We start from the raw sequence: 21,991 nt of genomic DNA on the forward strand, positions 1-21,991 counted from the left end.
ATGAATCAGGAATTGTTCTTACTCGCCGTCCTCGACGGCGTGTCATACGCAGCGCTGCTGTTTCTGGTGGCGCTGGGCATGACACTGGTGTTCGGGGTGATGCGCATACTCAACATGGCGCACGGCAGCATGTACGCCTTCGGCGGTTATTTTGCAGCCACGCTCGGCATGTGGGCGGTGGCGGCAAAATTTTCACCGGCGTGGTCGTTTCTCTGGTTGCTGATCGCCGCCGTGGTGGTGGGCGCGATCCTCGGCGCCGTGATGGAGATTTTTCTGTTGCGCCGGATCTATCACAAGGAGCAGATACTGCAATTGCTGGTGACCTTTGCCGCCTTCATGATCTTCGAAGACTTGCAACGCATGATCTGGGGTTCGCAGCCGTATTTTGTTTCGGACATCGTCACCTATCTGGGCGTGGCCGACGTGCTGGGCATCACCTATACGCGTTATCAGCTGATGGTGTTGCCGGGCGTGGCGCTGATCGTGTTCATCGGCTTGCGCTACTTTCTCAAGTCCAGCCGTACCGGACGCCAGATCGTGGCAGTGGCGCATCACCGCGAAGTGGCGATGGCCATGGGTATCGATGCCAAGCGCATTTGTCTGCTGACCTTCATCTTCGGTTCCATGCTCGGTGCACTGGGCGGCGCGCTGGCCTCGCCGACCACCTCGCTGGTACCGGGAGTCGGCGCCGAAATGATCGTGCTGTCGTTCGCCGTGGTGGCCACGGCCGGACTGGGGCAGATCGAAGGCACGCTGATCACGGCGCTGCTGATTGGTCTGGCGCGGTCGTTCGCGGTGTATCTGCAACCGGAAATGGAAGTGCTGGTGCCTTATCTGATCATGGTGCTGGTCTTGCTGTTTCGTCCTCAGGGTTTGTTTTCCGTGGCCCAGGCGAGGAGAGTGTGATGTCGAAAATAAGAATTGCAGGTGTGGTGCTGGTATTGCTGGCACTGCTGGCGCCGGTCATGTGGCCGTGGCTGAAAACACCGATCGTGATTGCCACCAGTTTCGGCATTGCCGCACTTGGTGTCTCCATCCTGATCCGGGCCGGGCAACTGTCGTTCGGACATGCCATGTTTGCGTGCGCCGCCGGCTATGCGGTGGCGTTCGTGGCCCGGGCCTGGCCGCAACTCGACAGTGCCTTGCTGATCTTGCTGGGTACCGTCTTCGGTGCCGTCATGGGCATGATCATCGGTTTGTTCGTGGTGCGTTACCGGGCGATTTTCTTTGGCATGCTGAATCTGGCGTTGTCGATGGTGCTGTTTTCCATTCTCGGCAAATTCTATAGCCTGACCGGCGGCACCGACGGCATCCGTCTGGCCCGTTCCACCTTCTTCGGCATGCAGCTGGAGCGGGATGGTTTCGAAACCGCTCTGCTGATTGTGGCAGTGGTGCTGGCGGTGGCACTGGCCTGGGCCGTGCAGCGTTATCTGAACTCGATTGCCGGCCAGGCCCTGGCGGCGGTCAAGACCAATGAAACGCGACTGGAGTATGTCGGCTTGTCTGCCAATCGGGCCTTGTGGATCGGCTATGTGATTTCGGCCGGCTTGTGCGGTTTGTCGGGGGCGATGTTCGCCCTGATGCAAGGCCTGGTGACACCGGAAATGGGCTACTGGGTGCGTTCCGGCGAGATCGTGTTCATCTCGATTCTGGGCGGTATCGGCCATCCGGTCGGCGCCTTCCTGGGCGCGGTGGTGTTCGAATTCGTGAAGCTGTATTCAGCGGCGCTGTTCACCGGCGCCTGGCAAATGGTGCTGGGTTTTGTCTTGATCGGGCTGGTGTTTTTCGTACCGACCGGCTTGTCCGGCCTGCTGTTCAAACAAGGCGGACGGCGCGAGGAAAAACCATGACGCAAGCACTGTTACAAACCAAGGGATTGCAACTGGCGTTCGGCGGCGTGGTGGCCGCCGACAACATCGACTTTGAACTGCACGAGGGCGAACGGCTGGCAGTGATCGGCCAGAACGGCGCTGGCAAGACCACCTTCATCAATATCTGCACCGGCTTTATCCGGCCCAGCGGCGGCAGTGTCAGTTTCGATGGTCGCGACATCACCCGGCTGACACCGCGGGCGATCGTACAGCGCGGCATCAGCCGTTCATTCCAGTTGCCGCAATTGTTCCTGGAACACACGGTGCGTGATTGCATCCGCCTGGCGGCAGCCGGTCGCAGCGGCAAATTGCGCATCTGGACGCCGCTGGGAAAAGTGATTCCGGAAACCGAGATCGATCACATTCTGGAGCTGGTCAATCTGCGTGAGCGCGCCGATGAATTGTGTTCGTTGTTGCCGGAAGGGCAGCGCAAGTTGCTCGACATTGCCATGGCATTGGTGCTGCGACCCAAACTGATGATCATGGATGAACCTACCAGCGGTGTCTCTACCGATGAAAAACATGGCCTGATGGCGATCATCATGCGCGTGCTCGATGAACAGAAAATCACGTCCATCTTTGTCGAACATGATGTCGATATCGTGACCAGATATGCGACCCGCGTAGCGGCCTGGATTTCCGGTCGCATCGCTGCCGATGGCAAGCCGGATGAGGTATTGAACAATCCGGAAATCCGCCGCAACGTGATTGGAGAGTAGATTGGAAAACCTATGCTGAAGATCAAGAAGATCAGCGCCAAAATCGCCGGCATCACGGTCTTGCGTCAGATCGAAACCGAGTTCCGTTCCGGCAGTCTGCTGGCGGTGGTGGGACGCAACGGCGCCGGCAAGACCACCTTGCTACGCGCCATCATGGGCCTGATTCCGCTGCAGGAAGGCAGCATCGAATTCGATGGCCGCAATCTGGCATCGGTGCCGGAACATGGCCGCGCCGGTCTCGGTATCGGTTATGCGCCGGAAGACCGGGTCATGTTTCCGACCTTCACGGTTGAAGAAAACCTGCGCCTGCCGTGCGATGTGTTGCGCTTGTCCAAGGCAGAGATTGACCTGCGTCTGGAAAAGGCATTGGTGGTGGTGCCGCAACTGAAAGAAATGCTGCCGCGCTCGGGGGCCGCCTTGTCCGGCGGTCAGGGCAAGATCGCGGCACTGGGCCGGGCCTTGATGGCCGGCACCCGGCTGGTGTTGCTGGATGAACCATTCCAGGGGCTGGCGCCGGTACTGGCGACCCAATACGGCGAGTCGCTGCGGCGGCTGCGCGAAATCGACAGCGAAGTCTGCGTCGTGGTGACCGAATCCAATCGCAGTCTGTTGCGCGATTTGCCGGATGACACGCTGACGCTGGAGCGCGGCGAGCTGATGCATGACGTGGCCGGCGCGCACTGACTGCAGAACACATTCAAACTCATATGGAGAACAGCATGAAAACGATTTTGATCGGCGGTCGCTGGCAAGCCGCACAAGATGGCCAGACCATTGATGTGATTGATCCCAGCAACGCCAAGGTATTCACCTCGATCTCGCGCGGCGGCAAAGCCGACATCGATCAGGCAGTGGCAGCAGCGCGCGCCGCACTGAGCGGCGAGTGGGGCCGTCTGACGGCAACCGAGCGCGGCCGTCTGCTGCAAAAGCTGGGACAACTGATTCTCGACCACACCGAAGAAATTGCGCAACTGGAAGCGCGCGACACCGGCAAGCCGATTACCGTGGCCCGTAACGATGTCAAGGTAGTGGCGCGGTATTTCGAATTTTATGGCAGCGCTGCCGACAAGATTCATGGCGAAACCATTCCTTACCTGGAAGGTTATAACGTCAGTCTGGTGCGCGTGCCGCACGGCGTGACGGCGCACATCATTCCATGGAATTACCCGGCCCAGATGTTTGGCCGTTCGCTGGCGCCGGCGCTGGCGATGGGTAATGCCACGGTGCTGAAGCCATCGGAAGATGCCTGCCTGAGCGGCATCAAGATCGCCGAACTGGCACTCGAAGCAGGCTTCCCGCCGGGAGCGCTGAATCTGGTGACCGGTTACGGCCATGAAGCCGGCGCGGCGCTGACGGCCCATCCCGGCATTGATTTCGCCACCTTCACCGGTTCGCCGGAAGTCGGCATCATGGTGCAGGAATCGACCGCCCGCAATCATATTCCCTGCGTACTCGAACTCGGCGGCAAGTCGCCGCAAATCGTGTTTGAAGATGCCGATTTCGAAAAGGCGCTGCCGGTGATCGTCAAGGCCATCACGCAGAATGCCGGCCAGACATGCTCTGCCGGCAGCCGCTTGCTGGTGCAGGAAAGCATCTACGACAAATTCACCGCGCTGGTGGCCGAGCGGTTCCGCGCGGTCAGGGTCGGTACGCCCGAGATGGATCTCGACTGCGGTCCCATCGTCAACAAGAAACAATACGAACGGGTGCGCAAGTTCATTGCCGAAGCCGTTGAGTCGGGCGTGCCGCTGCTGGCGCAGGGAACGCTCGGTGACGGTTTGCCGGCCGATGGTTATTTCGTCAGGCCGGCCTTCTTCGGGCAGGTGCCGCGCGATCACCGGCTGGCTTGCAAGGAAGTGTTCGGCCCGGTGTTGTCGGCGATTCCATTCAAGGATGAGGAAGATGCGATTGCCTTGGCCAATGCCACCGAATTCGGTCTGGCGGCCGGGGTCTGGACCGAGAATGGCAGCCGTCAGGCACGCGTGGCGCAACGGGTGCTGAGCGGTCAGGTGTTCATCAATTGCTATGGTGCCGGCGGTGGCGTCGAATTGCCGTTCGGCGGCGTCAAGAAGAGCGGTCACGGCCGCGAAAAAGGGTTGCTGGCGCTGGAAGAAATGAGCACCACCAAAACCATTGTCCAGTATTACAAATAAGGAAGTCCACATGTCGCAACTGCAAAACAAAGTCGCCATCGTCACCGGCGCCGCCGGCGGCTTTGGCGCGGAAATCGCGCGGGCATATGTACGTGAGGGCGCCAAGGTCATCATCGCCGATATCAATCTGACGGCGGCGCAAAAGCTGGCGCAGGAACTGGGGCCGAGCGCCACGGCCGTATCGTGCGACGTCACTGATGCAGCGCAAGTGAATGCCGCCGTCAGATTGTGCGTCAGCAAGTATGGCGTGCCCGACATCGTGGTCAACAATGCCGGCACTACGCACAAGAATCAGCCGTTGCTGGATGTCGATGAAGCCACGTTTGACCGCGTATTTGCGATCAACGTCAAATCGATCTATCACATGACGCATGCGGTGGTGCCCTTGTTGCGCGAGCGCAATCTGCGGCAACCCGGCAAGGGCGGCGTGATCCTCAACGTCGGTTCCGTGGCCGGCATTCGGCCGCGTCCGGGACTGACGTGGTACAACAGCTCCAAGGGCGCGGTCAACATGCTGTCAAAATCGATGGCGGTGGAATTGGCGCCGGACCGCATCCGGGTCAATGCGATTTGCCCGGTAATGGGCGCGACCGGTTTGCTGGAGCAATTCATGGGCGTACCCGATACGGCCGAAAGCCGGGCTCGCTTTATCGCTACGATTCCATTGGGCCGCATGTGCGAAGGTACCGACATTGCCAATGTGGCCGTATTTCTGGGCACTGATGCGTCGCATTTCCTGACCGGGCTGGAAATGCCGGTCGATGGCGGACGCGTGATCTGACAAGGAGCAAGACATGAAAATCCAGGCCGCCGTATTGCGTGAAATGACGACCGTGCAACCGTTTGCACAAAGCCAGCCGCTGAAGATCGAAGAGCTCGATCTGGCGGCGCCGGGAGCGGGCGAAGTATTGGTCAGGATGCGCGCCGCCGGGCTGTGCCATTCCGATCTGTCGGTGATCACCGGCGTGCGTCCGCGGCCGGTGCCGATGGCGCTCGGGCATGAAGCCTCCGGTGAGGTAGTGGAAGTCGGCGCCGGTGTGACCGACCTGCGCCCCGGCGATCTGGTGGTGCTGGTGTTCGTGCCGAGCTGCGGTCATTGCATGCCCTGCATGGAAGGCCGGCCGGCGCTGTGCGAACCGGGGGCGGAAACCAATGGCAAGGGGCAATTGTTGTCGGGGGCAATGCGGCTGCAAAACAAACAACAGCATATCCATCATCACATGGGGGTATCGGCGTTTGCCGATCACGCCGTGGTATCGCGCCGTTCCTGCGTCAAGATCGAAGCCGATATCGATCCGATTGAAGCGGCCTTGTTCGGCTGTGCGGTGCTGACCGGGGTCGGTGCTGCGGTCAATACCGCTGAAGTCAAGGCTGGCACCACTGCGGCGGTGCTCGGTCTGGGCGGCGTCGGTTTGTGCACCATGCTCGGCGCACTGGCGTCCGGCGCGCGCGAAGTGATTGCGGTCGATTTGCACGACAGCAAACTGGCGCTGGCAAAATCCCTGGGCGCAACAGCCACCATCAATGCCCGCGATCCCGATGCCGTCGAAAAGGTCAAGGCGCTGACCAAGGGCGGGGTCGACTATGCGTTTGAGATGGCCGGTTCGGTACAGGCAATGGAAGCGGCATTTCGCATGACACGCCGGGGCGGCATGACGGTCACCGCCGGTTTGCCGGCACCCGATCAGAAATGGGCCTTACAACAAGTGGCGCTGGTGGCGGAAGAACGCACGGTGAAAGGCAGCTATATCGGCTCTTGCGTGCCGCTGCGCGACATTCCGCGCTACATCGGTTTGTATCAGCGCGGCCGTTTGCCGATCGACAAGCTGATGGGACAACGTCTGAGCCTGGCCGAGATCAACAGCGGTTTTGACCGGCTGGCATCGGGCGAGGGCTTGCGGGATTTGATCGAGTTTTGATTGGTCCCGCAGTTGCCGGCAGCAGGAAAAGCGCACTTCAGGCATGCCGTGAAGTGCGTTTTCTTTTGCCGGTGCTGGCTGACCAGCGGCATCGGCAGCGATTGCCCGGCGCCGGGGAACTCGCTGCGGTCAGTCTCATCAGAACTTGATTGCAACCGTATTCAGACATTTCCCCATTTTTGACCGAAGAAAGGATTTCCCATGCTTGCCCTGAAGAATCCCGCGTTGTTTCGCCAGCAATGTTATATCGATGGTGTCTGGACCGATGCTGACGATGGCGCTGCCGTGGCGGTGAATAATCCTGCCACCGGCGATATCCTTGGCACCATTCCCAAGATGGGCCGCACCGAGACTGCGCGTGCGATTGCCGCCGCCAATGTGGCCTGGGGCGAGTGGCGCAAGAAGACCGCGAAAGAACGGGCGCTCATCATGCGCCGCTGGTTCGATCTGATGCTGGCCAATGCCGATGACCTGGCGCTGATCATGACTTCTGAACAAGGCAAGCCGCTGGCCGAGTCGAAAGGTGAAGTCACCTATGCCGCATCTTATCTGGAATGGTTTGCCGAAGAAGGCAAGCGTGCCTATGGCGACACCATTCCGCGCGCCTCGGGCGAGACCCGGATTGTGGTGATCAAGGAACCGATCGGCGTGTGCGCCGCCATCACGCCATGGAATTTCCCGGCCGCCATGATCACGCGCAAGGTCGGTGCCGCGCTCGGCGCCGGCTGTCCGATTGTGGTCAAACCGGCAACCCAGACACCGTTTTCCGCCCTCGCGCTGGCAGTACTCGCCGAGGAGGCCGGCGTGCCCAAAGGCGTATTTTCGGTGGTGACCGGTGCCGCTGCGGCGATTGGCGCCGAGATGACGGAAAATCCGACGGTGCGCAAACTGAGCTTTACCGGTTCCACCGAAGTCGGCCGCAAGCTGATGGAGCAGAGCGCGGCCACCATCAAGAAGGTATCGATGGAACTGGGCGGCAATGCGCCGTTCATCGTATTTGACGATGCCGATCTCGATGCCGCCGTCGTCGGTGCGATTGCCAGCAAATTCCGCAACACCGGCCAGACCTGTGTGTGCGCCAACCGCATCTATGTACAGGATGGCGTGTATGACGCTTTCGCCGCCAAACTGGTGGCAGCGGTGCAGAAACTGAAAGTCGGCAGCGGTATCGACAAGGATGTCACGCAGGGACCATTGATCGACGGCAACGCCGTGCGCAAGATCGAAGAACATGTGGCCGACATCATCGCCAAGGGCGGCAAGATCGTCACCGGCGGCAAACCGCATGCGCTGGGCCAGACCTTCTTTGAACCGACCGTGGCGCTCAATGCCACGCAGGACATGCTGGTGGCGAAAGAAGAAACTTTCGGACCACTGGCGCCGCTGTTCCGTTTCCATAAGGATGAAGAGGTAGTGGCGTTCGCCAACGATACCGAATTCGGACTGGCCAGTTATTTCTATACGCGCGATATCGGCCGCGTCTGGCGCGTGGCGGAAGGACTGGAATACGGCATGGTCGGCATCAACACCGGCATCATCTCGAATGAAATGGCGCCGTTCGGCGGCGTCAAGCAATCGGGACTGGGGCGGGAAGGTTCGCGCTACGGTCTCGATGATTATCTGGTGACCAAGTATTTATGTATCGGCGGCATTTGAACATCAGCTGGAGATGACGAAAAAAACCCGGGGACAGCACATTGCTGTTCCCGGTTTTTTCATGCATCACGCCGCAGATGCGATACCAGCAATTTGGCCGCCACCGGCAGTGCGTCATAGGCGCGCACGCAAATGCGCAATTCGCGCCGGGCCCAGGTTTCGTTGAGCGTGATGATGCGAATCGCCAGATTCTTGGCGTGATGACTGGCGACGGCGGCTGGCAGCAAGGCCACGCCGAGACCGGAATCGACCATCAGGCACAAGGCGTCGTAGCTGGTGACTTGTATCCGCAGTTTGAGCGGCAGGTTGAGATCGTTGGCATGTTGCAGCAACATGCGATTGATCGCGCTGCCGGTATGCAGGCCGACGAAATCATACGCCAGCGCTTCGCGCAAACGCAGACTGCTGCTGCCCGCCAGCGGATGTTCGGCGGGCGTGATCAAGACCAGCTTGTCTTCGTGATACGGAAAATCTTCCAGCCCCAGGCCGTGCGGTTCCATCGTGAAAATGCCGATGTCGGCTGAATTTTCTGCCACCGCCTTGGTGATCACGGTACTTATTTTTTCTTCCAGATGCACCTGCACTTGCGGATATTGTTCGAGAAATGACTTGATCTCGCCCGGCAAGAATTGCGTGATGGCGGAGATGTTGGCAAACACGCGCACATGCCCGCGCACGCCGCTGGCATATTCCTGCATCTGTACGGAAATCTCATCGAGCTCATGCAACACCCGGCGCGCCATGGTCGACAAGGCCAGGCCGGCGGCGGTGGCACTGATGCCTTTATTGGTTCTGACCAGCAATTGCGTACCAAGCTGGGCTTCGATTTCGCTCATGCGTTTGCTCACCGCAGCGGCGGCGATATGTTCGCGTTCGGCGGCGGCGGCAATCGTGCCTTCTTCCAGCACGCTGATGAATAATTTGAGAGAGATCGGATCGAGTCTCATGCGGTGACCTCGCTGCCATGCCGCTGTGAGCGGGGCAGGGCTGGGTGTGAAAGTGGGCGAAAGCGGCATCGGTCAGCCGCGGTTCCGATGAGAGAAACGGCGGCTTCGATTGCCCGCAATTATAGCGGTCATTGATTTTTTTCACCGCGTGCAGCTTCAATGCGAAAAAAATGCGAAGCACAGCTTGCCGGTTTTTCCGTTATTTATCCTGCGTCGCAACATCGCCGCAAACACTGATGCCGTCTGGGTTTTTGATCGAAGACCAGGATTCCATATTTTGGACGTCGCCAATCACGATGGCATCCTCGCTATTTACTTCTTTAGTTGAACGTGTCGAAAAATTAGTATCCGCTCTCATAAGAATAATGATCAGAGCATCGCGGTTTATCGACTGGCTCAAGGAGACAAATGTTGCCGGCAATGCAGCGGCACGCAGTATGTTCGTTCTCTCAGGTTCCTCTCGTTGCTGCGGTATCCGATCATTCTCACGATACAAGAATGGCGCGCTGTCGGGTGCCGGTAACCTTAGAGATGAATCGTTGCGGCAATGAAAACACTTGCAGAAAATCAGTCCAGCTCGCTTGCTGGCGTTAAAGTCGTGGAACTCGGCACCCTGATCGCCGGCCCTTATGCCGCGGGCCTGCTGGCGCAATTCGGCGCTGATGTGATCAAGGTCGAATCACCGACCGATGGCGATCCGTTGCGCAAATGGCGCAAGCTGCACAACGGCACATCGCTCTGGTGGTACTCGCAGAGCCGCAATAAAAAATCCCTGACACTGAATCTGAAATCGGAAGCCGGACAGCAGATCGTGCGCGATCTGGTCAAGGATGCCGACATCGTGATCGAAAATTTCCGTCCCGGCACGCTGGAATCGTGGGGACTCGGTTGGGATGCCTTGTCGGCCATCAATCCGAATCTGATCATGGTGCGGGTCTCCGGCTATGGTCAGGATGGCCCGTATCACAAGCGTCCCGGCTTCGCCGCGATTGCCGAATCGATGGGCGGGCTGCGCAATCTGATCGGCTTTCCCGACCGGCCGCCGGTGCGGGTCGGCGTCAGCATCGGCGATACGCTGGCGTCGCTGTATGGCGTGATCGGCGCGTTGATGGCGATGCATCACCTGAAATGTAACGGCGGCCAGGGGCAGTTCATCGATATCGCCTTGTATGAAGCCGTGTTTGGCGTGATGGAAAGCCTGATCCCGGAATACGCCCGGTTCGGTCTGGTGCGCGAACGCGTGGGCGCCAGCCTGCCCGGCATTTCACCCTCCAGCACCTATCTTTGCAAAGACGGCAAGTACGTCATCATCGCCGGCAATTCCGACAGCATTTTCAAGCGCCTGATGAAGGCCATGGGACGCGACGATCTCGGCAATAACCCGGATCTGGCGCGCAATGACGGCCGGGTGCAGCAAAACGACATGATCGACGCCGCGATTACCAACTGGACCACCAGCCTGCCAATCGAGGAAGTGCTGGCGGCGCTGGAGGTGGCAGAAGTGCCGAGCAGCGGCGTGTTCACCGCCAAGGACATTTATGAAGATCCGCATTACCGCGCGCGCAACATGATTGAAGAGCATGCCTTGCCGGATGGTCAGCGCATCGATTTGCCGGGCGTGGTGCCGAAGTTGTCGGCGACCCCGGGCAAGACCAAATGGGTCGGTCCGCAACTGGGTGAACACACCGAAGAAATTTTGCTGGCACTGGGTCGCGATGCTGCGGAAATTGTGCGTTTGCGTGACAGCGGCGTGATCTGACGTCACCCATCAAGAAGTATCGAAGAGAGAACAACATGTTGTTTGCCAAAGCAGAAAAACGCGTTTATGTGAATGATGTCGCCGTGCGCGACGGCTTCCAGAGCGAGCCGGAGTTTGTGCCGACCGAAGAAAAGATCGGACTGATCAATCGCCTGTCGCGTACCGGCTTGCGCAAGATCGAAGTGACTTCGTTCGTGTCGCCGAAGGCAATTCCCAATCTGCGCGATGCGCAAGAAGTGATGGCCGGGATTGAGCGGGTGGCAGGTGTTACTTACGTGGCGCTGGTGCCGAATGAACGCGGCTGCGAACGGGCGCTGGAAAGCGGCGTTGACGAAATCAATCTGGTGATGTCGATTGGCGAGAGCCACAACCTGGCCAACATGCGCATGACCTGCGAGCAATCGCTGGAACAGTTCCGGCGCGTGATGGAGCTGGTGCGCGGCAGTGAAGTCAAGGTCAACGGCACCGTTGCCACGGCGTTTGGTTGCCCGTTCGACGGCGACCAGCCGGTATATCGCGTGCTGTGGGCGGTAGAGCAATATCAGGCGCTCGGCATGCACAGCGTGACGCTGGCTGACACTACCGGCATGGCGCATCCGCGCCAGGTGGCGGAATTGTCGGCGGCGTATATGGATTTGTTTTCCAAGCTGCCGGCGACGCTGCATTTTCACAATACGCGCGGCATGGGGCTGGCCAATGTCATCGCCGGCGTCGATGGCGGCATCAACAGTTTCGATGCCTCGCTCGGCGGTATCGGCGGTTGTCCGTTTGCGCCCGGCGCGACCGGCAACATCTGTACCGAAGACATGGTGCATATGCTGGAATCGAGCGGCTTCGACACCGGGGTCGACCTTGACCGGCTGCTGGCGATCGCGCGCGATCTGCCACAGATCGTCGGCCACGATGTACCGGGAAATCTGATCCGCGCCGGCAAGCGCGATGAACTGCATGCCAGACCGGCAACGGCCTGAACACCTGATTTGAGCAACATCATCTGATGGCTCAGGGATCAAACGAGGATAAAACGATGCAATTACAAGATCAGTCGCTGTGGCGGCAACAAGCGTATATCGGCGGTGAGTGGTGTGATGCCGCCGGTGGCGCGGTCATCGCCGTCAACAATCCGGCCGACAACAGCCCGCTCGGCAGTGTGCCCGACATGGGGGAAGCCGAGACGCGGCGCGCGATTGCCGCCGCCGATGCGGCCTTGCCGGCATGGCGCCGCAAGACCGGCAAGGAACGCGGGGCGATTCTGCGGCGCTGGCATGAACTGATTTTGCAAAATATCGACGATCTGGCGCTGATCATGACGCTGGAAAACGGCAAGCCGTTGGCCGAGGCACGCGGTGAAGTGCACTACGCGTTGTCCTTTGTCGAGTGGTTTGCGGAAGAAGCCAAGCGCATCTATGGCGATGTCTTGCCGAATACCCGCAGCGACCAGCGCCTGATGGCAATCCGTCAGCCGATTGGCGTATGCGCCGCCATCACGGCCTGGAATTTTCCGTGTGCGCTGGTGACGCGCAAGGTTTCGCCGGCATTGGCCGCAGGTTGCACGGTGGTGCTGAAACCGGCCGAATTGACGCCGTACTCGGCGTTGGCGCTGGCTGAGCTGGGGCGGCGTGCCGGCATTCCGGATGGCGTGTTCAATATCGTCACCGGCAATCCGGTGGCCATCGGTCGCGAGCTGAGCGGCAGCAGCATTGTCCGTAAATTGACTTTCACCGGTTCGACCGCTACCGGCCGTCTGCTGATGGAACAATGCGCATCGAATATCAAGAAGCTGTCGCTGGAACTTGGCGGCAATGCGCCGTTCATCGTGTTTGACGATGCCGATATCGATCAGGCCGTCGACGGCCTGATGTTTTCCAAATTCCGCAATGCCGGCCAGACCTGTGTCTGCGCCAACCGGGTCTTCGTGCAAGAGAACATCGCCGCCGAATTTTCTGCACGTCTGCAACGGAAGGTCAATGCCCTGCGCGTCGGCAATGGTTTGCAGGATGGTGTCGAGCAGGGGCCGCTGATCAATGCCGCCGCCATCGACAAGGTGCAGCGTCTGGTGGCCGATGCCATCGACAAAGGCGCGCAAGTGCTGACCGGCGGTGCGCTGCACGCGCTGGGCGGCTTGTTCTACCAGCCGACCGTGTTGTCCGGCATTACACCGGCGATGACGATTGCACACGAAGAAATCTTTGGCCCGGTGGTGGCCTTGAGCACCTTCACTACCGAACAGCAGGCACTGGACATGGCCAACGACAGCGCCGCTGGCCTGGCTGCGTATTTTTACGCCGGCAATATCGACCGCGTCTGGCGCGTGATGGAGCAACTGGAATACGGCATGGTGGGTGTCAATACCGGCATGATTTCGAATGAAGTCGGACCGTTTGGCGGCATCAAGGAATCGGGTGTCGGGCGCGAAGGATCGCGTTACGGCATGGAAGAGTTCATGGAACTGAAATACGTCTGCATGGCCGGCAAGTTGTAATGCCGGTACGACGGACAGGCAAATACGTTTTTAAAATCTGAAGAGGAGACTGCAATGTTATCTATTTTTCGTACATCAAAACTGATCCCGGTGGCTGCCGCAGCCATTATGAGCATGGCATCGTTGTCGGCGATTGCCCAGGAAATCAAGATCGGCTACAACAGCGATATGTCGGCCAGCGGTTCGGCTGAATTCGGTCTGTCGGCGCTGTGGGGCGCGCAACAGGCGGCCGACGAACTCAATGCCGGCGGCGGCGTGCTGGGTCGCAAGCTGGCAATCGTGGCGCGCGATGACGTGGCGCAACCGCCGAAGGCGATCCAGAATACCAATGAATTGCTGGACAACGAAAAGGTCGTGGCACTGATCGGTTCGGCCAACTCCGGCAACGTGATGGCCTGGCTGCATCTGCCGCAACAAAAGAAGATTCCGGTGATTTCGCCGATTGCGACTGCTACTGACATCACCAAGCGTTATGAAAGCAGCGGCGAGAATTACATCTTCCGCGTCTCGATGATCGACCGCGACCAGATCGCCTTGCTGGTGGCGTATGCAGTCAAAGCGACCAAGAACAAGAAGATTGCCTTCATCGCCGACTCTACCGGTTACGGTCAGCAAGGCCTGAAGGATTTGAATCAGGTGCTGGCATTGCACGGCATGAAGCCGGTGGCGGAAGAAAAGTTCGGCGGCAAGGATACCGACATGACTTCGCAACTGAGCAAGATCAAGGAAAGCGGCGCGGACACGCTGATCATCTACGGTCTGGCCGATGCCAACGCCTACGTGTTGCGCAGCATGGAAAAGGTCAACTACTTCCCGGTGACACTGGGTTCGTGGGCCAACGTCAATACCCCGATGATTCAGCTGGCCGGCCCCAAGCTCGGCGAAAAGCTGATCTTCACCGCATCGACCACCGAAACCAGCACGCCGAAGGCACGCAAGCTGAATGCCGATTTGTTGAAAAAGCACCCGAAGATGACGGCCTTCGTGACTGCCGCCCAATCGTATGACTCGGTGATGTTGCTGGCAGCAGCGATCAAGCAGGCCGGCACCACCGACGGCGCCAAAGTGCAAAAGGCACTGGAAAACCTGCCGCGTACCGAAGGCGTGGTCAAGACCTATGAAAAGCCATTCAACAAGACCAACCACGAAGCCTTGTCGGTAACCGACTTCCACCTGGCGCAATGGAAAGATGGCCGTATCGTCAGCTATGACGACGACATCACCAAGGCCTTGAAGCCGGCTGATCTGAAGAAGTAAGCGAGACGATGCCATCGCGGCCGGCGGTAGCCGGGACGGGATGGTTATCAGATGGAGCGGAAATGAACCGTGCGTGGCCCGGGATCTGGATCCCGATGCCGCGCACGGTTTTTGAAACAGGCGCGCTGCCGGTTTGAGGCGGCGCCAGCCTTGCAATTTGGAGTAACAAGATGACAGAAGCCTTGTTTCAGGCCCTTTTCAGCGGACTTGCGCTGGGCGGCGCGTATGCGCTGGTGGCGCTGGGATTCAGCATTACCTTCACGACCACGAAGACGCTGAATTTTTCGCACGGAGATTTCGTTTCCGCCGGATCCTTTATCGGATTTACGGCGATGCTGCTGCTTACCGGGGCGCCGCTGGGCAGCGTCATCGATGTGCTGGCAGTGCACGGCAGCGAGCAATTGATTGCGGTCTTGCTGGCAGTTGCGGTGATGGGCGTGCTGGGCATTGTGCTGTATCTGAGCGCGGTGCGGCCATTCGCCGGCAAGCCCGGTATGGCCTGGGTGATGAGCACGATTGGTTTTGGCATCATTTTGCAAAGCGTCGGACTGGCGATCTGGGGACCGGCACCGGTCAAGGTACCGGCCCCGCTTGGGGAAGACGTGATCCGCATTTTCGGCGCCGGCGTCCGCTCGCAGGAATTGCTGCTGATCGCGGTGGCGCTGGTGATCATGGTGGTGTTTGACTGGGTCATGCGCAAGACCATGATCGGCAAGGCCATGCGCGCCGTTGCCCATGATCGCAACATCGCCAGCCTGATGGGGATCAATGTCAACGCCATCATGCTCGGCGCATTTTTCATCAGCTCCGGCCTGGCCGGACTCAGTGGTTACCTGTTGGCGCCGATTGCTTCGGCGTCATTGTTCATGGGACTGGGCATTGCGCTCAAGGGTTTCTCCGGCGCCATGGTTGGCGGCCTGACCAATCCGCGCGGCTGCGTGATCGGCGGTTTCATGATGGGCATTCTGGAATCGATGATCAATCTGTGGCAAGCCCAATGGCGCGAGATCGTGCTGTTCGGGCTGGTGATTCTGGTGCTGGCATTCCGTCCGAATGGTTTGTTCGGCAAGAAACTGGTGGAGAAAGTATGAGCAAGCAATCCGTATCCCTCGCTGCGGCACGCCAGGCAGCACCGGTGAGTACGCTGAGCGTGACCGGCAAGCCGTTTCCGACGCATCTGCTCGGGGTGCTGGTGATCGCCGCGATTGCCGCCGTGCTGGCGGCGCTGGCCAGCAATGATTATTACCTGCGCATTCTGTTCATGATTTGCGTGTACTTCATGTGCGCCACCGGCATGAATGTACTGGTCGGCTTTGCCGGCCAAAAGTCGCTGGGCCAGGCCGGACTGTTCGCCGCCGGTGCCTACACGGCCGCGATCCTGACCGTCAATTTCAATTGGTCGCCATGGCTGGCGATGGCTGCCGCCGGCGTCGTCGCCGGTGTTTGCGGGGTTCTGATCGCATTGCCGTCGCTGCGCGTCAAGGGACCGTATCTGGCGATGGTGACACTGGCATTCGGTACCGTGATCGAAAAGATCGTTACCGAATGGGATGACATCTTCGGCGGCGCTGCCGGCATCTATGGCATCAAGCCGCTGAGTCTGGGCGAAGCGCCGTTGAGCAATGTGCAATGGGTCTGGTTCGGCATTGCCTTGTGCGCCGTCACGCATCTGCTGTTGCGCAATGTCTTGCGCGGCCGTCTGGGACGCTCGCTGTTGTCGTTGCAAGCCGATGAAATTGCCGCCGCATCGGTCGGCATCAAGGTCTATCGCGCCAAGGTACTGGCTTTCGTGATCGCCGCCGTGACCTGCGGCATCGCCGGCGCCATGGTGGCGCAGCAAAATCAGTACATCAATTCCGACTTCATCAACTTCAATCTGTCGGTCTTCATCCTGTTGCTGGTGCTGTTCGGCGGTGCCGGGTCCACTCTCGGCCCCTTGCTCGGAGCGGTATTGCTGACCGTGATTGACGCCATGCTGTCGCGCTGGCCATCGGCCCAGCATTTTGTCTATGGCGCATTGCTGCTGTTTGCACTGTATGCGATGCCGCAAGGCGTGGCCGGATTGCTGGCGCCGTTGTTGCGCAAGCTGGGTCTGGTGCAGCGCATCGGCTTGCCGGCGACACCGGTGGCATTGCAACAGCAACGTCCGCACAGCGATACCGATTTGTTGTTGGCGGTGACCGGCGTCTGCAAGGCCTACGGTGGCGTCAAGCCGGCGCAGGATGTCTCGTTCGAATTGCGCAGCGGTCATATCCATGCGCTGATCGGCCCCAACGGCGCCGGCAAGAGCACCATGATCAACATGCTGACCGGCATCGTGACGCCGGATCAGGGCAATATCGCACTCAGCGGCAACGTGATTTCGGGCACCCAGGTGCATGCGATTTGCGAGCGCGGCATTGGCCGCACGTTCCAGAACCTGCGCCTGTTCGGTGAATTGTCGGTGCTCGACAATGTGCTGGTCGGACGTCACAGCCGCATGCGCAACGGCTTCTGGTCATCGTTTTTCAATTTGCCGCAGGCGCTGAAGCAAGAAGCCGATGCCCGCGCGCATGCGATGGCGATTCTGCAATTTGTCGGATTGGCGGAGCAGGTTGACATTCCGGCCGGCAGTCTGCCTTATGGTTTGCAACGCCGGGTCGAACTGGCCCGCGCGCTGGCCACCCAGCCGCAACTGATGTTGCTGGACGAACCGGCGGCCGGTCTGAATCCGCAGGAAACCGCCGAACTCGGACAGTTGCTGCTGCGCGTGCGGGAACTCGGCATCACGATTCTGATGGTGGAACATCACATGGATCTGGTGATGAGTATTTCCGATCACGTGATCGTGCTTGATTACGGTATCAAGATCGCCGAAGGCAAGCCGCAGGAAATCCAGCAGAACCCGCGCGTGATCGAAGCGTATCTCGGCGCCGAGGTGCCGGCATGAACAAGGCAGATATGAGCAATGTAATTCTGAAAATGGATAACGTGTCGGTATCGTATGGCGCAATTGAAGCCGCGCGTAATGTATCGATTGAAGTCAAGGCTGGTGAAATCGTCACCATCATCGGCGCCAACGGTGCCGGCAAGAGCAGTTTGCTGAAAAGCATCGCCGGTCTGGAACCGTTGTCGGGCGGCAGCATTGCCATCGGCGGTCAGGATATCAGCAACATGCCGGCGCACAAGCGTCTGGGTCTCGGTCTGAGCATGTCGCCGGAAGGGCGCGGCGTCTTTCCCGATCAGAGCGTGCGCGACAATTTGCTGCTCGGTGCTTACAGCCTGAAACTCAAGCCGGCCGGGCTGGAACAAAGCATGGAATACGGCTATCAACTGTTTCCGCGTTTGCGCGAGCGCCAGCAGCAAATGGCGGGGACCTTGTCCGGCGGCGAACAGCAAATGCTGGCGATGGCGCGCGCCATGATGAGCAAGCCGCGCTTGCTGTTGCTGGATGAACCGTCGCTGGGACTGGCGCCGCTGGTGATTCGCGATATCTTCCAAAGCATCAAGACCTTGCGCGACAATGGCCTGACCATCTTGCTGGTGGAGCAAATGGCCAATCAGGCGCTGGCAGTGGCGGACCGCGCTTACGTATTGGAAACCGGCCGCATCACCTTGCAGGGCAGCGGCCAGCAATTATTGAGCGATCCCAAGATACGGGCTTCGTATCTGGGCGGGCATTGAATTTCATCAGGCTGAACCAGGCTGAACCGAGCCGATTCGGCAGCAACACATAACCGGACGCCGCAGGCGTCGCAAATGGCGGATGGCAGACATGAGTACGAACAGTGCAGCAATGGGAAACAGCGGCAAAGTGAGCGGCGCGGTCGATCACTTTGATTATGTAATCGTCGGTTCCGGCGCCGCCGGCGCGATTCTGGCAAACCGGCTGTCGGAAGATGGCAAGACCACGGTCTGCCTGCTGGAAGCGGGGCCGTCGGACTGGCATCCGTTTTTGCATATTCCGGCCGGTTTCATCAAGACCTTGTTCAACCCGGCATTCACCTGGCAATTCCAGACCGAAGCCGGGCCGATGACCAATGGCCGCCGCATCCCGGTGCCGCAAGGCCGCACGCTGGGTGGTTCGACTTCCGTCAACGGTCTGGTCTACAACCGTGGCCAGCATGCCGATTTCGACGGCTGGGCGGCGCTCGGCAACGACGGCTGGAGTTTCGCCGATGTGCTGCCGTACTTCAAACGCATGGAAAAACGTATCGGCGGCGAGGATCAGTATCGCGGCCGCAACGGCGAATTGCCGGTGACCGACATCGACTGGATTCATCCGCTGTGCGAAGCATTCATCAAGGGCGCCACCGGCCTCGGCATGCCGCGCAATCCCGATTACAACGGCGCGGATCAGGCCGGCGTCGGTTACTTTCAGCGCACCATCGACAATGGCTGGCGCATGAGTACCGCGCGTACCTTCCTGACGCCGGTGAAGTCGCGCCTGAATCTGACCATCCGCACGAATGCCCGCGCCACCCGCGTGTTGCTGGAACAAAAGCGCGCGGTCGGGGTGGAATATGTACTCGGCAACAATGCCGGCAATCTGCGCCGCGTCATGGCCCGGCGCGAAGTGATCCTGAGCTGCGGCGCGATCAATACACCGCGTCTGTTGCAGTTGTCCGGGATCGGCAATGCCGGGCATCTGAAGGCTGCCGGGATTGAAGTGCAACATCATTTACCGGGCGTCGGCGAACATCTGAGCGATCACTATTCGATTCGCCTGGTGGCGCGCGTGAAAAACTGCGTCACCATCAATGAGCTGGCGCGCGGTCCGCGACTGGCGTTGCAGATTGCACGCTGGATGCTGAAAAAGCCGAGCATCATGGCGCTCAGCCCGTCGCTGGTGCATTACTTCTGGAAATCCCGTCCCGACCTCGATGCGCCGGATTTGCAGGGCGTGTTTGCGCCGGCCAGCTATCGCGAAGGTTACGTCGGCATGCTCGACAAGTACCCGGGGATTACCGCCGGCGTCTGGCAGCATCGCCCGGAAAGTCTGGGATATGTGCGGGTGCAATCCAATGATCCGTTCGCCGATCCGGTCATTGAGCCGAATTATCTGCAACACGAAAATGATCGCAGGGTATTGATCGACGGCGCGCGGCTGGCGCGCAAGTTGTTGCAGACGCCGGAACTGGCGCCGTATGTGGAACAGGAAACCTTGCCGGGCGTGGCCATTGACAGCGATGACGAATTGCTCGATTTCGCGCGTCGTTACGGGGTTTCTTCTTACCATCTGAATGGCACTGCCCGCATGGGACCGGCCACCGATGCCATGGCGGTGGTGGACAGCCAGTTGCGGGTGGTCGGCTTGCAAGGCTTGCGTATCGCCGATTCGTCGGTGATGCCGAAAATGCCATCGGCCAACGTCTGCGCCACCACCATGATGATCGGTGACAAGGCTTCCGACCTGATTCGCGGCAAGTGATTTTTGCGGCGCCGGCGCGCGTTCAGGCTTCGATGAACAATCGCACCTGATCGCGGCCGGCAGCCTTGGCCATGTACATCGCCTGATCGGCATTCTCGATCAGGGCATCGGCAGTATCATCACGCTCGACCACGTCAAAGGCGCTGACGCCGATGCTGATGGTCACCGATCTGCCCGGACTGGCGCTGTGGGCGATGCCCAGATTGCGCACCGCCTGACACACATTGCGTGCAACAATCGTCGCCCCGGCACGATCCGTGTCCGACAGGATGACGGTAAATTCTTCGCCGCCGTAACGTGCTGCCAGATCGCCGGAACGTCGCTCGAACGATTTCAGGGTATTGCCGATCTGGCGCAGGCAGGCGTCGCCGGCCTGATGACCATAGATATCGTTGTATTGCTTGAAATGGTCGACATCGATCAGGATCAGCGCCAGCGAGCCGCGATTGCGCTTGGCGCGATTCAGTTCATCTTCGATCACGATGTCGAACTGGCGGCGGTTGGCGAGCCGCGTCAGACTATCCTGCAACGCTAGTTTCTCCAGCGTCTGGTTCAGTTTTTCCAGTGTCACGCGTGCTTCCAGTGCATCGCGTTCGGCACGGATGCGCAGCCGCAACTGTGCCACCAGACGCGAACCCAGTACTCCCAGCACACTTGCCAGCACCAGTACGCCGGCAGAATGCAGGTAAGTGTCGGCCAGCCACGGCGCCAGCACTTCTTCCTTCGACAGCGCGGCGGCAACATACATCGGATAGCCGTCGAGATGACGGTAACTGACAATCCGTTCAACCTCGTCCTGCGAGGAGCGGATCAGGATGGTGCCGCTCTTGCTGTGGGCAATGTATTCGCGGAAGGCCGGCGCATTGCTGATGTCCTTGCCGACCGAGTCATTGCGCAATGGCCGCCGCGCCAGCACGATGCCTTTGTCGAGCGCGAAATAGATCATGCCGTTGCGGCCGATGTCGAAGCTGTCGTAAAACTGCTGAAAGTGCCGGATATCGATATTGGCCAGGGCAACACCACCGAAGCTGCCATCCTTGAGTTTGATCGTGCGCGACAGCGTGATGATCCAGCCGCCGGCGGTTTTGCTCTTGATCGGTACGCCGATATAAGGACCGGTATCGACGTGGTCGCGATGATGGATGAAGTATTCCTGATCGGCGCCGTAACGCGGTGCCGAAATCGAGGTTTGCGAATCCACCAGAAGGCGTCCGTAACGGTCGAATACCGACAGGCTGTGCAGTTGCGCAACGCTGGCCACGCGGCTGCTCAGAAAGCCGCGCAGGCGATCAATGGCCGGCGGTTCGGCGCCATCGACGCCAACCCGTTCCACCAGCCCGATCAGAATGCTGTCGACTTCCTTGAGTGTGGCTTCGGCATGTTGCGCCAAGGACCAGGTCATGTTGGAGGTCGACATCTCGGCCTCGCTCAGGCGACGCTCTTTGGCTTCCCAACTGCGCATGCTGTCGATGAACAACAGCAACAGGCAGACCAGGACAACAAATACGGTTGCCAGCCGGGTACTGTAAAAGCCGGGCAAAACTCTCGGTAATGGCATGCGAATTGACAATCCTCATGTAATGGATGACGACGACACGACACCGGATGCGCGATACGGATGTTGCAATAGTTATAACATTTCAGGTGGTGATGGAATAGCGAATAAATTGATATTTCCGGCCATTTCTGCAATCGGTGGCAGAGAGGCCGGCAGGGCATCGGGCATGTGTTTTTTTCAGGGAGGCGTTGCCGAACCGGTTTTTCGGCGAATCGATAAAGCAGAGGCAGGCGGGAATTTTTATGCAAGCGACGCTGCGG

General features: G+C 59.4%; 19 protein-coding genes. 17 read left to right on the plus strand and 2 right to left on the minus strand.

The window, feature by feature from the left end; genetic code table 11:
• The 8 genes from AKL27_RS18920 to AKL27_RS18955 all read left to right on the plus strand — a co-directional run bounded on the left by AKL27_RS18920 (nucleotide 1) and on the right by AKL27_RS18955 (nucleotide 8,318).
• Entirely contained in the window at nucleotides 1-906 is a 906-nt protein-coding gene (locus AKL27_RS18920) for a branched-chain amino acid ABC transporter permease (RefSeq protein WP_050464404.1), read from the plus strand.
• Nucleotides 906-1,850, plus strand: a complete 945-nt coding sequence (locus AKL27_RS18925; RefSeq protein ID WP_050464405.1) for a branched-chain amino acid ABC transporter permease — start codon at nucleotides 906-908, stop codon at nucleotides 1,848-1,850. Before AKL27_RS18920 ends, AKL27_RS18925 begins: the two co-directional genes overlap by 1 nt.
• Nucleotides 1,847-2,590, plus strand: a complete 744-nt coding sequence (locus tag AKL27_RS18930) for an ABC transporter ATP-binding protein (protein ID WP_050464406.1) — start codon at nucleotides 1,847-1,849, stop codon at nucleotides 2,588-2,590. Before AKL27_RS18925 ends, AKL27_RS18930 begins: the two co-directional genes overlap by 4 nt.
• Nucleotides 2,591-2,602: 12 nt before the next feature.
• Entirely contained in the window at nucleotides 2,603-3,274 is a 672-nt protein-coding gene (locus AKL27_RS18935; RefSeq protein WP_050464407.1) for an ABC transporter ATP-binding protein, read from the plus strand.
• Nucleotides 3,275-3,309: 35 nt separating this feature from the next.
• A complete protein-coding gene (locus AKL27_RS18940; RefSeq protein WP_050464408.1) occupies nucleotides 3,310-4,743 on the plus strand; it encodes an aldehyde dehydrogenase family protein in 1,434 nt (477 codons plus the stop codon).
• Nucleotides 4,744-4,753: 10 nt separating this feature from the next.
• The gene (locus tag AKL27_RS18945; protein ID WP_050464409.1) at nucleotides 4,754-5,524 is read left to right on the plus strand and encodes a glucose 1-dehydrogenase; all 771 of its coding nucleotides are present in this window, start codon (nucleotides 4,754-4,756) and stop codon (nucleotides 5,522-5,524) included.
• 13 nt (nucleotides 5,525-5,537) lie between these two features.
• On the plus strand, nucleotides 5,538-6,662 hold the full coding sequence (locus AKL27_RS18950; RefSeq protein ID WP_050464410.1) for a zinc-dependent alcohol dehydrogenase family protein: 1,125 nt from the start codon (nucleotides 5,538-5,540) through the stop codon (nucleotides 6,660-6,662).
• 201 nt (nucleotides 6,663-6,863) lie between these two features.
• Nucleotides 6,864-8,318, plus strand: a complete 1,455-nt coding sequence (locus AKL27_RS18955) for an NAD-dependent succinate-semialdehyde dehydrogenase (RefSeq protein WP_050464411.1) — start codon at nucleotides 6,864-6,866, stop codon at nucleotides 8,316-8,318.
• 59 nt (nucleotides 8,319-8,377) lie between these two features.
• On the opposite strand, the gene AKL27_RS18960 is transcribed toward AKL27_RS18955, so the two are convergent.
• The gene (locus AKL27_RS18960) at nucleotides 8,378-9,265 is read right to left on the minus strand and encodes a LysR substrate-binding domain-containing protein (RefSeq protein WP_050464412.1); all 888 of its coding nucleotides are present in this window, start codon (nucleotides 9,263-9,265) and stop codon (nucleotides 8,378-8,380) included.
• A 547-nt stretch (nucleotides 9,266-9,812) separates the two neighbouring features.
• Between AKL27_RS18960 and AKL27_RS18970 the strand changes: the two genes are divergently transcribed.
• The 8 genes from AKL27_RS18970 (at nucleotide 9,813) to AKL27_RS19005 (ending at nucleotide 20,173) form a co-directional block, all read left to right on the plus strand.
• On the plus strand, nucleotides 9,813-11,024 hold the full coding sequence (locus tag AKL27_RS18970) for a CaiB/BaiF CoA transferase family protein (RefSeq protein WP_050464414.1): 1,212 nt from the start codon (nucleotides 9,813-9,815) through the stop codon (nucleotides 11,022-11,024).
• A 35-nt stretch (nucleotides 11,025-11,059) separates the two neighbouring features.
• Complete coding sequence (locus AKL27_RS18975) at nucleotides 11,060-11,995, plus strand: hydroxymethylglutaryl-CoA lyase (RefSeq protein WP_050464415.1); 936 nt, start codon at nucleotides 11,060-11,062, stop codon at nucleotides 11,993-11,995.
• Nucleotides 11,996-12,051: 56 nt separating this feature from the next.
• Entirely contained in the window at nucleotides 12,052-13,506 is a 1,455-nt protein-coding gene (locus tag AKL27_RS18980; protein WP_050464416.1) for an NAD-dependent succinate-semialdehyde dehydrogenase, read from the plus strand.
• Nucleotides 13,507-13,560: 54 nt separating this feature from the next.
• Nucleotides 13,561-14,763: an ABC transporter substrate-binding protein gene (locus AKL27_RS18985; RefSeq protein WP_050464417.1), complete on the plus strand. Its 1,203-nt coding sequence runs from the start codon at nucleotides 13,561-13,563 to the stop codon at nucleotides 14,761-14,763.
• Nucleotides 14,764-14,933: 170 nt separating this feature from the next.
• Nucleotides 14,934-15,854, plus strand: coding sequence for a branched-chain amino acid ABC transporter permease (locus AKL27_RS18990; protein WP_050464418.1), 921 nt, complete (start codon nucleotides 14,934-14,936; stop codon nucleotides 15,852-15,854).
• Complete coding sequence (locus AKL27_RS18995; protein WP_083439157.1) at nucleotides 15,851-17,692, plus strand: branched-chain amino acid ABC transporter ATP-binding protein/permease; 1,842 nt, start codon at nucleotides 15,851-15,853, stop codon at nucleotides 17,690-17,692. The genes AKL27_RS18990 and AKL27_RS18995 overlap by 4 nt, the downstream gene beginning before the upstream one ends.
• Nucleotides 17,689-18,426 (plus strand): ABC transporter ATP-binding protein, encoded by a 738-nt coding sequence (locus AKL27_RS19000; RefSeq protein WP_408609779.1) that lies wholly within the window; start codon nucleotides 17,689-17,691, stop codon nucleotides 18,424-18,426. The genes AKL27_RS18995 and AKL27_RS19000 overlap by 4 nt, the downstream gene beginning before the upstream one ends.
• A gap of 91 nt (nucleotides 18,427-18,517) precedes the next feature.
• Nucleotides 18,518-20,173 carry a GMC family oxidoreductase gene (locus tag AKL27_RS19005; RefSeq protein WP_232311030.1) on the plus strand — a complete coding sequence of 552 codons (1,656 nt, stop codon included), beginning with the start codon at nucleotides 18,518-18,520 and terminating at the stop codon, nucleotides 20,171-20,173.
• A gap of 22 nt (nucleotides 20,174-20,195) precedes the next feature.
• On the opposite strand, the gene AKL27_RS19010 is transcribed toward AKL27_RS19005, so the two are convergent.
• Nucleotides 20,196-21,731, minus strand: a complete 1,536-nt coding sequence (locus AKL27_RS19010; RefSeq protein ID WP_050464420.1) for a sensor domain-containing diguanylate cyclase — start codon at nucleotides 21,729-21,731, stop codon at nucleotides 20,196-20,198.
• Here AKL27_RS19010 and AKL27_RS28480 point away from each other — a divergent pair.
• Nucleotides 21,730-21,991, plus strand: a 262-nt coding sequence (locus tag AKL27_RS28480; RefSeq protein ID WP_232311031.1) for a hypothetical protein, incomplete at its 3' end; no start/stop codon positions are given. The two genes, AKL27_RS19010 and AKL27_RS28480, sit on opposite strands and share 2 nt — an antisense overlap.

Origin of the sequence: Herbaspirillum autotrophicum (genome assembly GCF_001189915.1) — a bacterium.
Taxonomy (GTDB): domain Bacteria; phylum Pseudomonadota; class Gammaproteobacteria; order Burkholderiales; family Burkholderiaceae_D; genus Herbaspirillum; species Herbaspirillum autotrophicum.

Bases quoted from the DNA above. Each gene is read 5' to 3' on its own strand.
- AKL27_RS18990 (WP_050464418.1), top strand. From the start codon at position 14,934: ATGACAGAAGCCTTGTTTCAGGCCCTTTTCAGCGGACTTGCGCTGGGC.
- AKL27_RS18950 (WP_050464410.1), top strand. From the start codon at position 5,538: ATGAAAATCCAGGCCGCCGTATTGCGTGAAATGACGACCGTGCAACCG.
- AKL27_RS18995 (WP_083439157.1), top strand. From the start codon at position 15,851: ATGAGCAAGCAATCCGTATCCCTCGCTGCGGCACGCCAGGCAGCACCG.
- AKL27_RS18945 (WP_050464409.1), top strand. From the start codon at position 4,754: ATGTCGCAACTGCAAAACAAAGTCGCCATCGTCACCGGCGCCGCCGGC.
- AKL27_RS18980 (WP_050464416.1), top strand. From the start codon at position 12,052: ATGCAATTACAAGATCAGTCGCTGTGGCGGCAACAAGCGTATATCGGC.
- AKL27_RS19005 (WP_232311030.1), top strand. From the start codon at position 18,518: ATGAGTACGAACAGTGCAGCAATGGGAAACAGCGGCAAAGTGAGCGGC.
- AKL27_RS18930 (WP_050464406.1), top strand. From the start codon at position 1,847: ATGACGCAAGCACTGTTACAAACCAAGGGATTGCAACTGGCGTTCGGC.
- AKL27_RS18975 (WP_050464415.1), top strand. From the start codon at position 11,060: ATGTTGTTTGCCAAAGCAGAAAAACGCGTTTATGTGAATGATGTCGCC.
- AKL27_RS19000 (WP_408609779.1), top strand. From the start codon at position 17,689: ATGAACAAGGCAGATATGAGCAATGTAATTCTGAAAATGGATAACGTG.
- AKL27_RS18985 (WP_050464417.1), top strand. From the start codon at position 13,561: ATGTTATCTATTTTTCGTACATCAAAACTGATCCCGGTGGCTGCCGCA.
- AKL27_RS19010 (WP_050464420.1), bottom strand. From the start codon at position 21,731: ATGCCATTACCGAGAGTTTTGCCCGGCTTTTACAGTACCCGGCTGGCA.
- AKL27_RS18960 (WP_050464412.1), bottom strand. From the start codon at position 9,265: ATGAGACTCGATCCGATCTCTCTCAAATTATTCATCAGCGTGCTGGAA.
- AKL27_RS18955 (WP_050464411.1), top strand. From the start codon at position 6,864: ATGCTTGCCCTGAAGAATCCCGCGTTGTTTCGCCAGCAATGTTATATC.
- AKL27_RS18935 (WP_050464407.1), top strand. From the start codon at position 2,603: ATGCTGAAGATCAAGAAGATCAGCGCCAAAATCGCCGGCATCACGGTC.
- AKL27_RS18970 (WP_050464414.1), top strand. From the start codon at position 9,813: ATGAAAACACTTGCAGAAAATCAGTCCAGCTCGCTTGCTGGCGTTAAA.
- AKL27_RS18920 (WP_050464404.1), top strand. From the start codon at position 1: ATGAATCAGGAATTGTTCTTACTCGCCGTCCTCGACGGCGTGTCATAC.
- AKL27_RS18940 (WP_050464408.1), top strand. From the start codon at position 3,310: ATGAAAACGATTTTGATCGGCGGTCGCTGGCAAGCCGCACAAGATGGC.
- AKL27_RS18925 (WP_050464405.1), top strand. From the start codon at position 906: ATGTCGAAAATAAGAATTGCAGGTGTGGTGCTGGTATTGCTGGCACTG.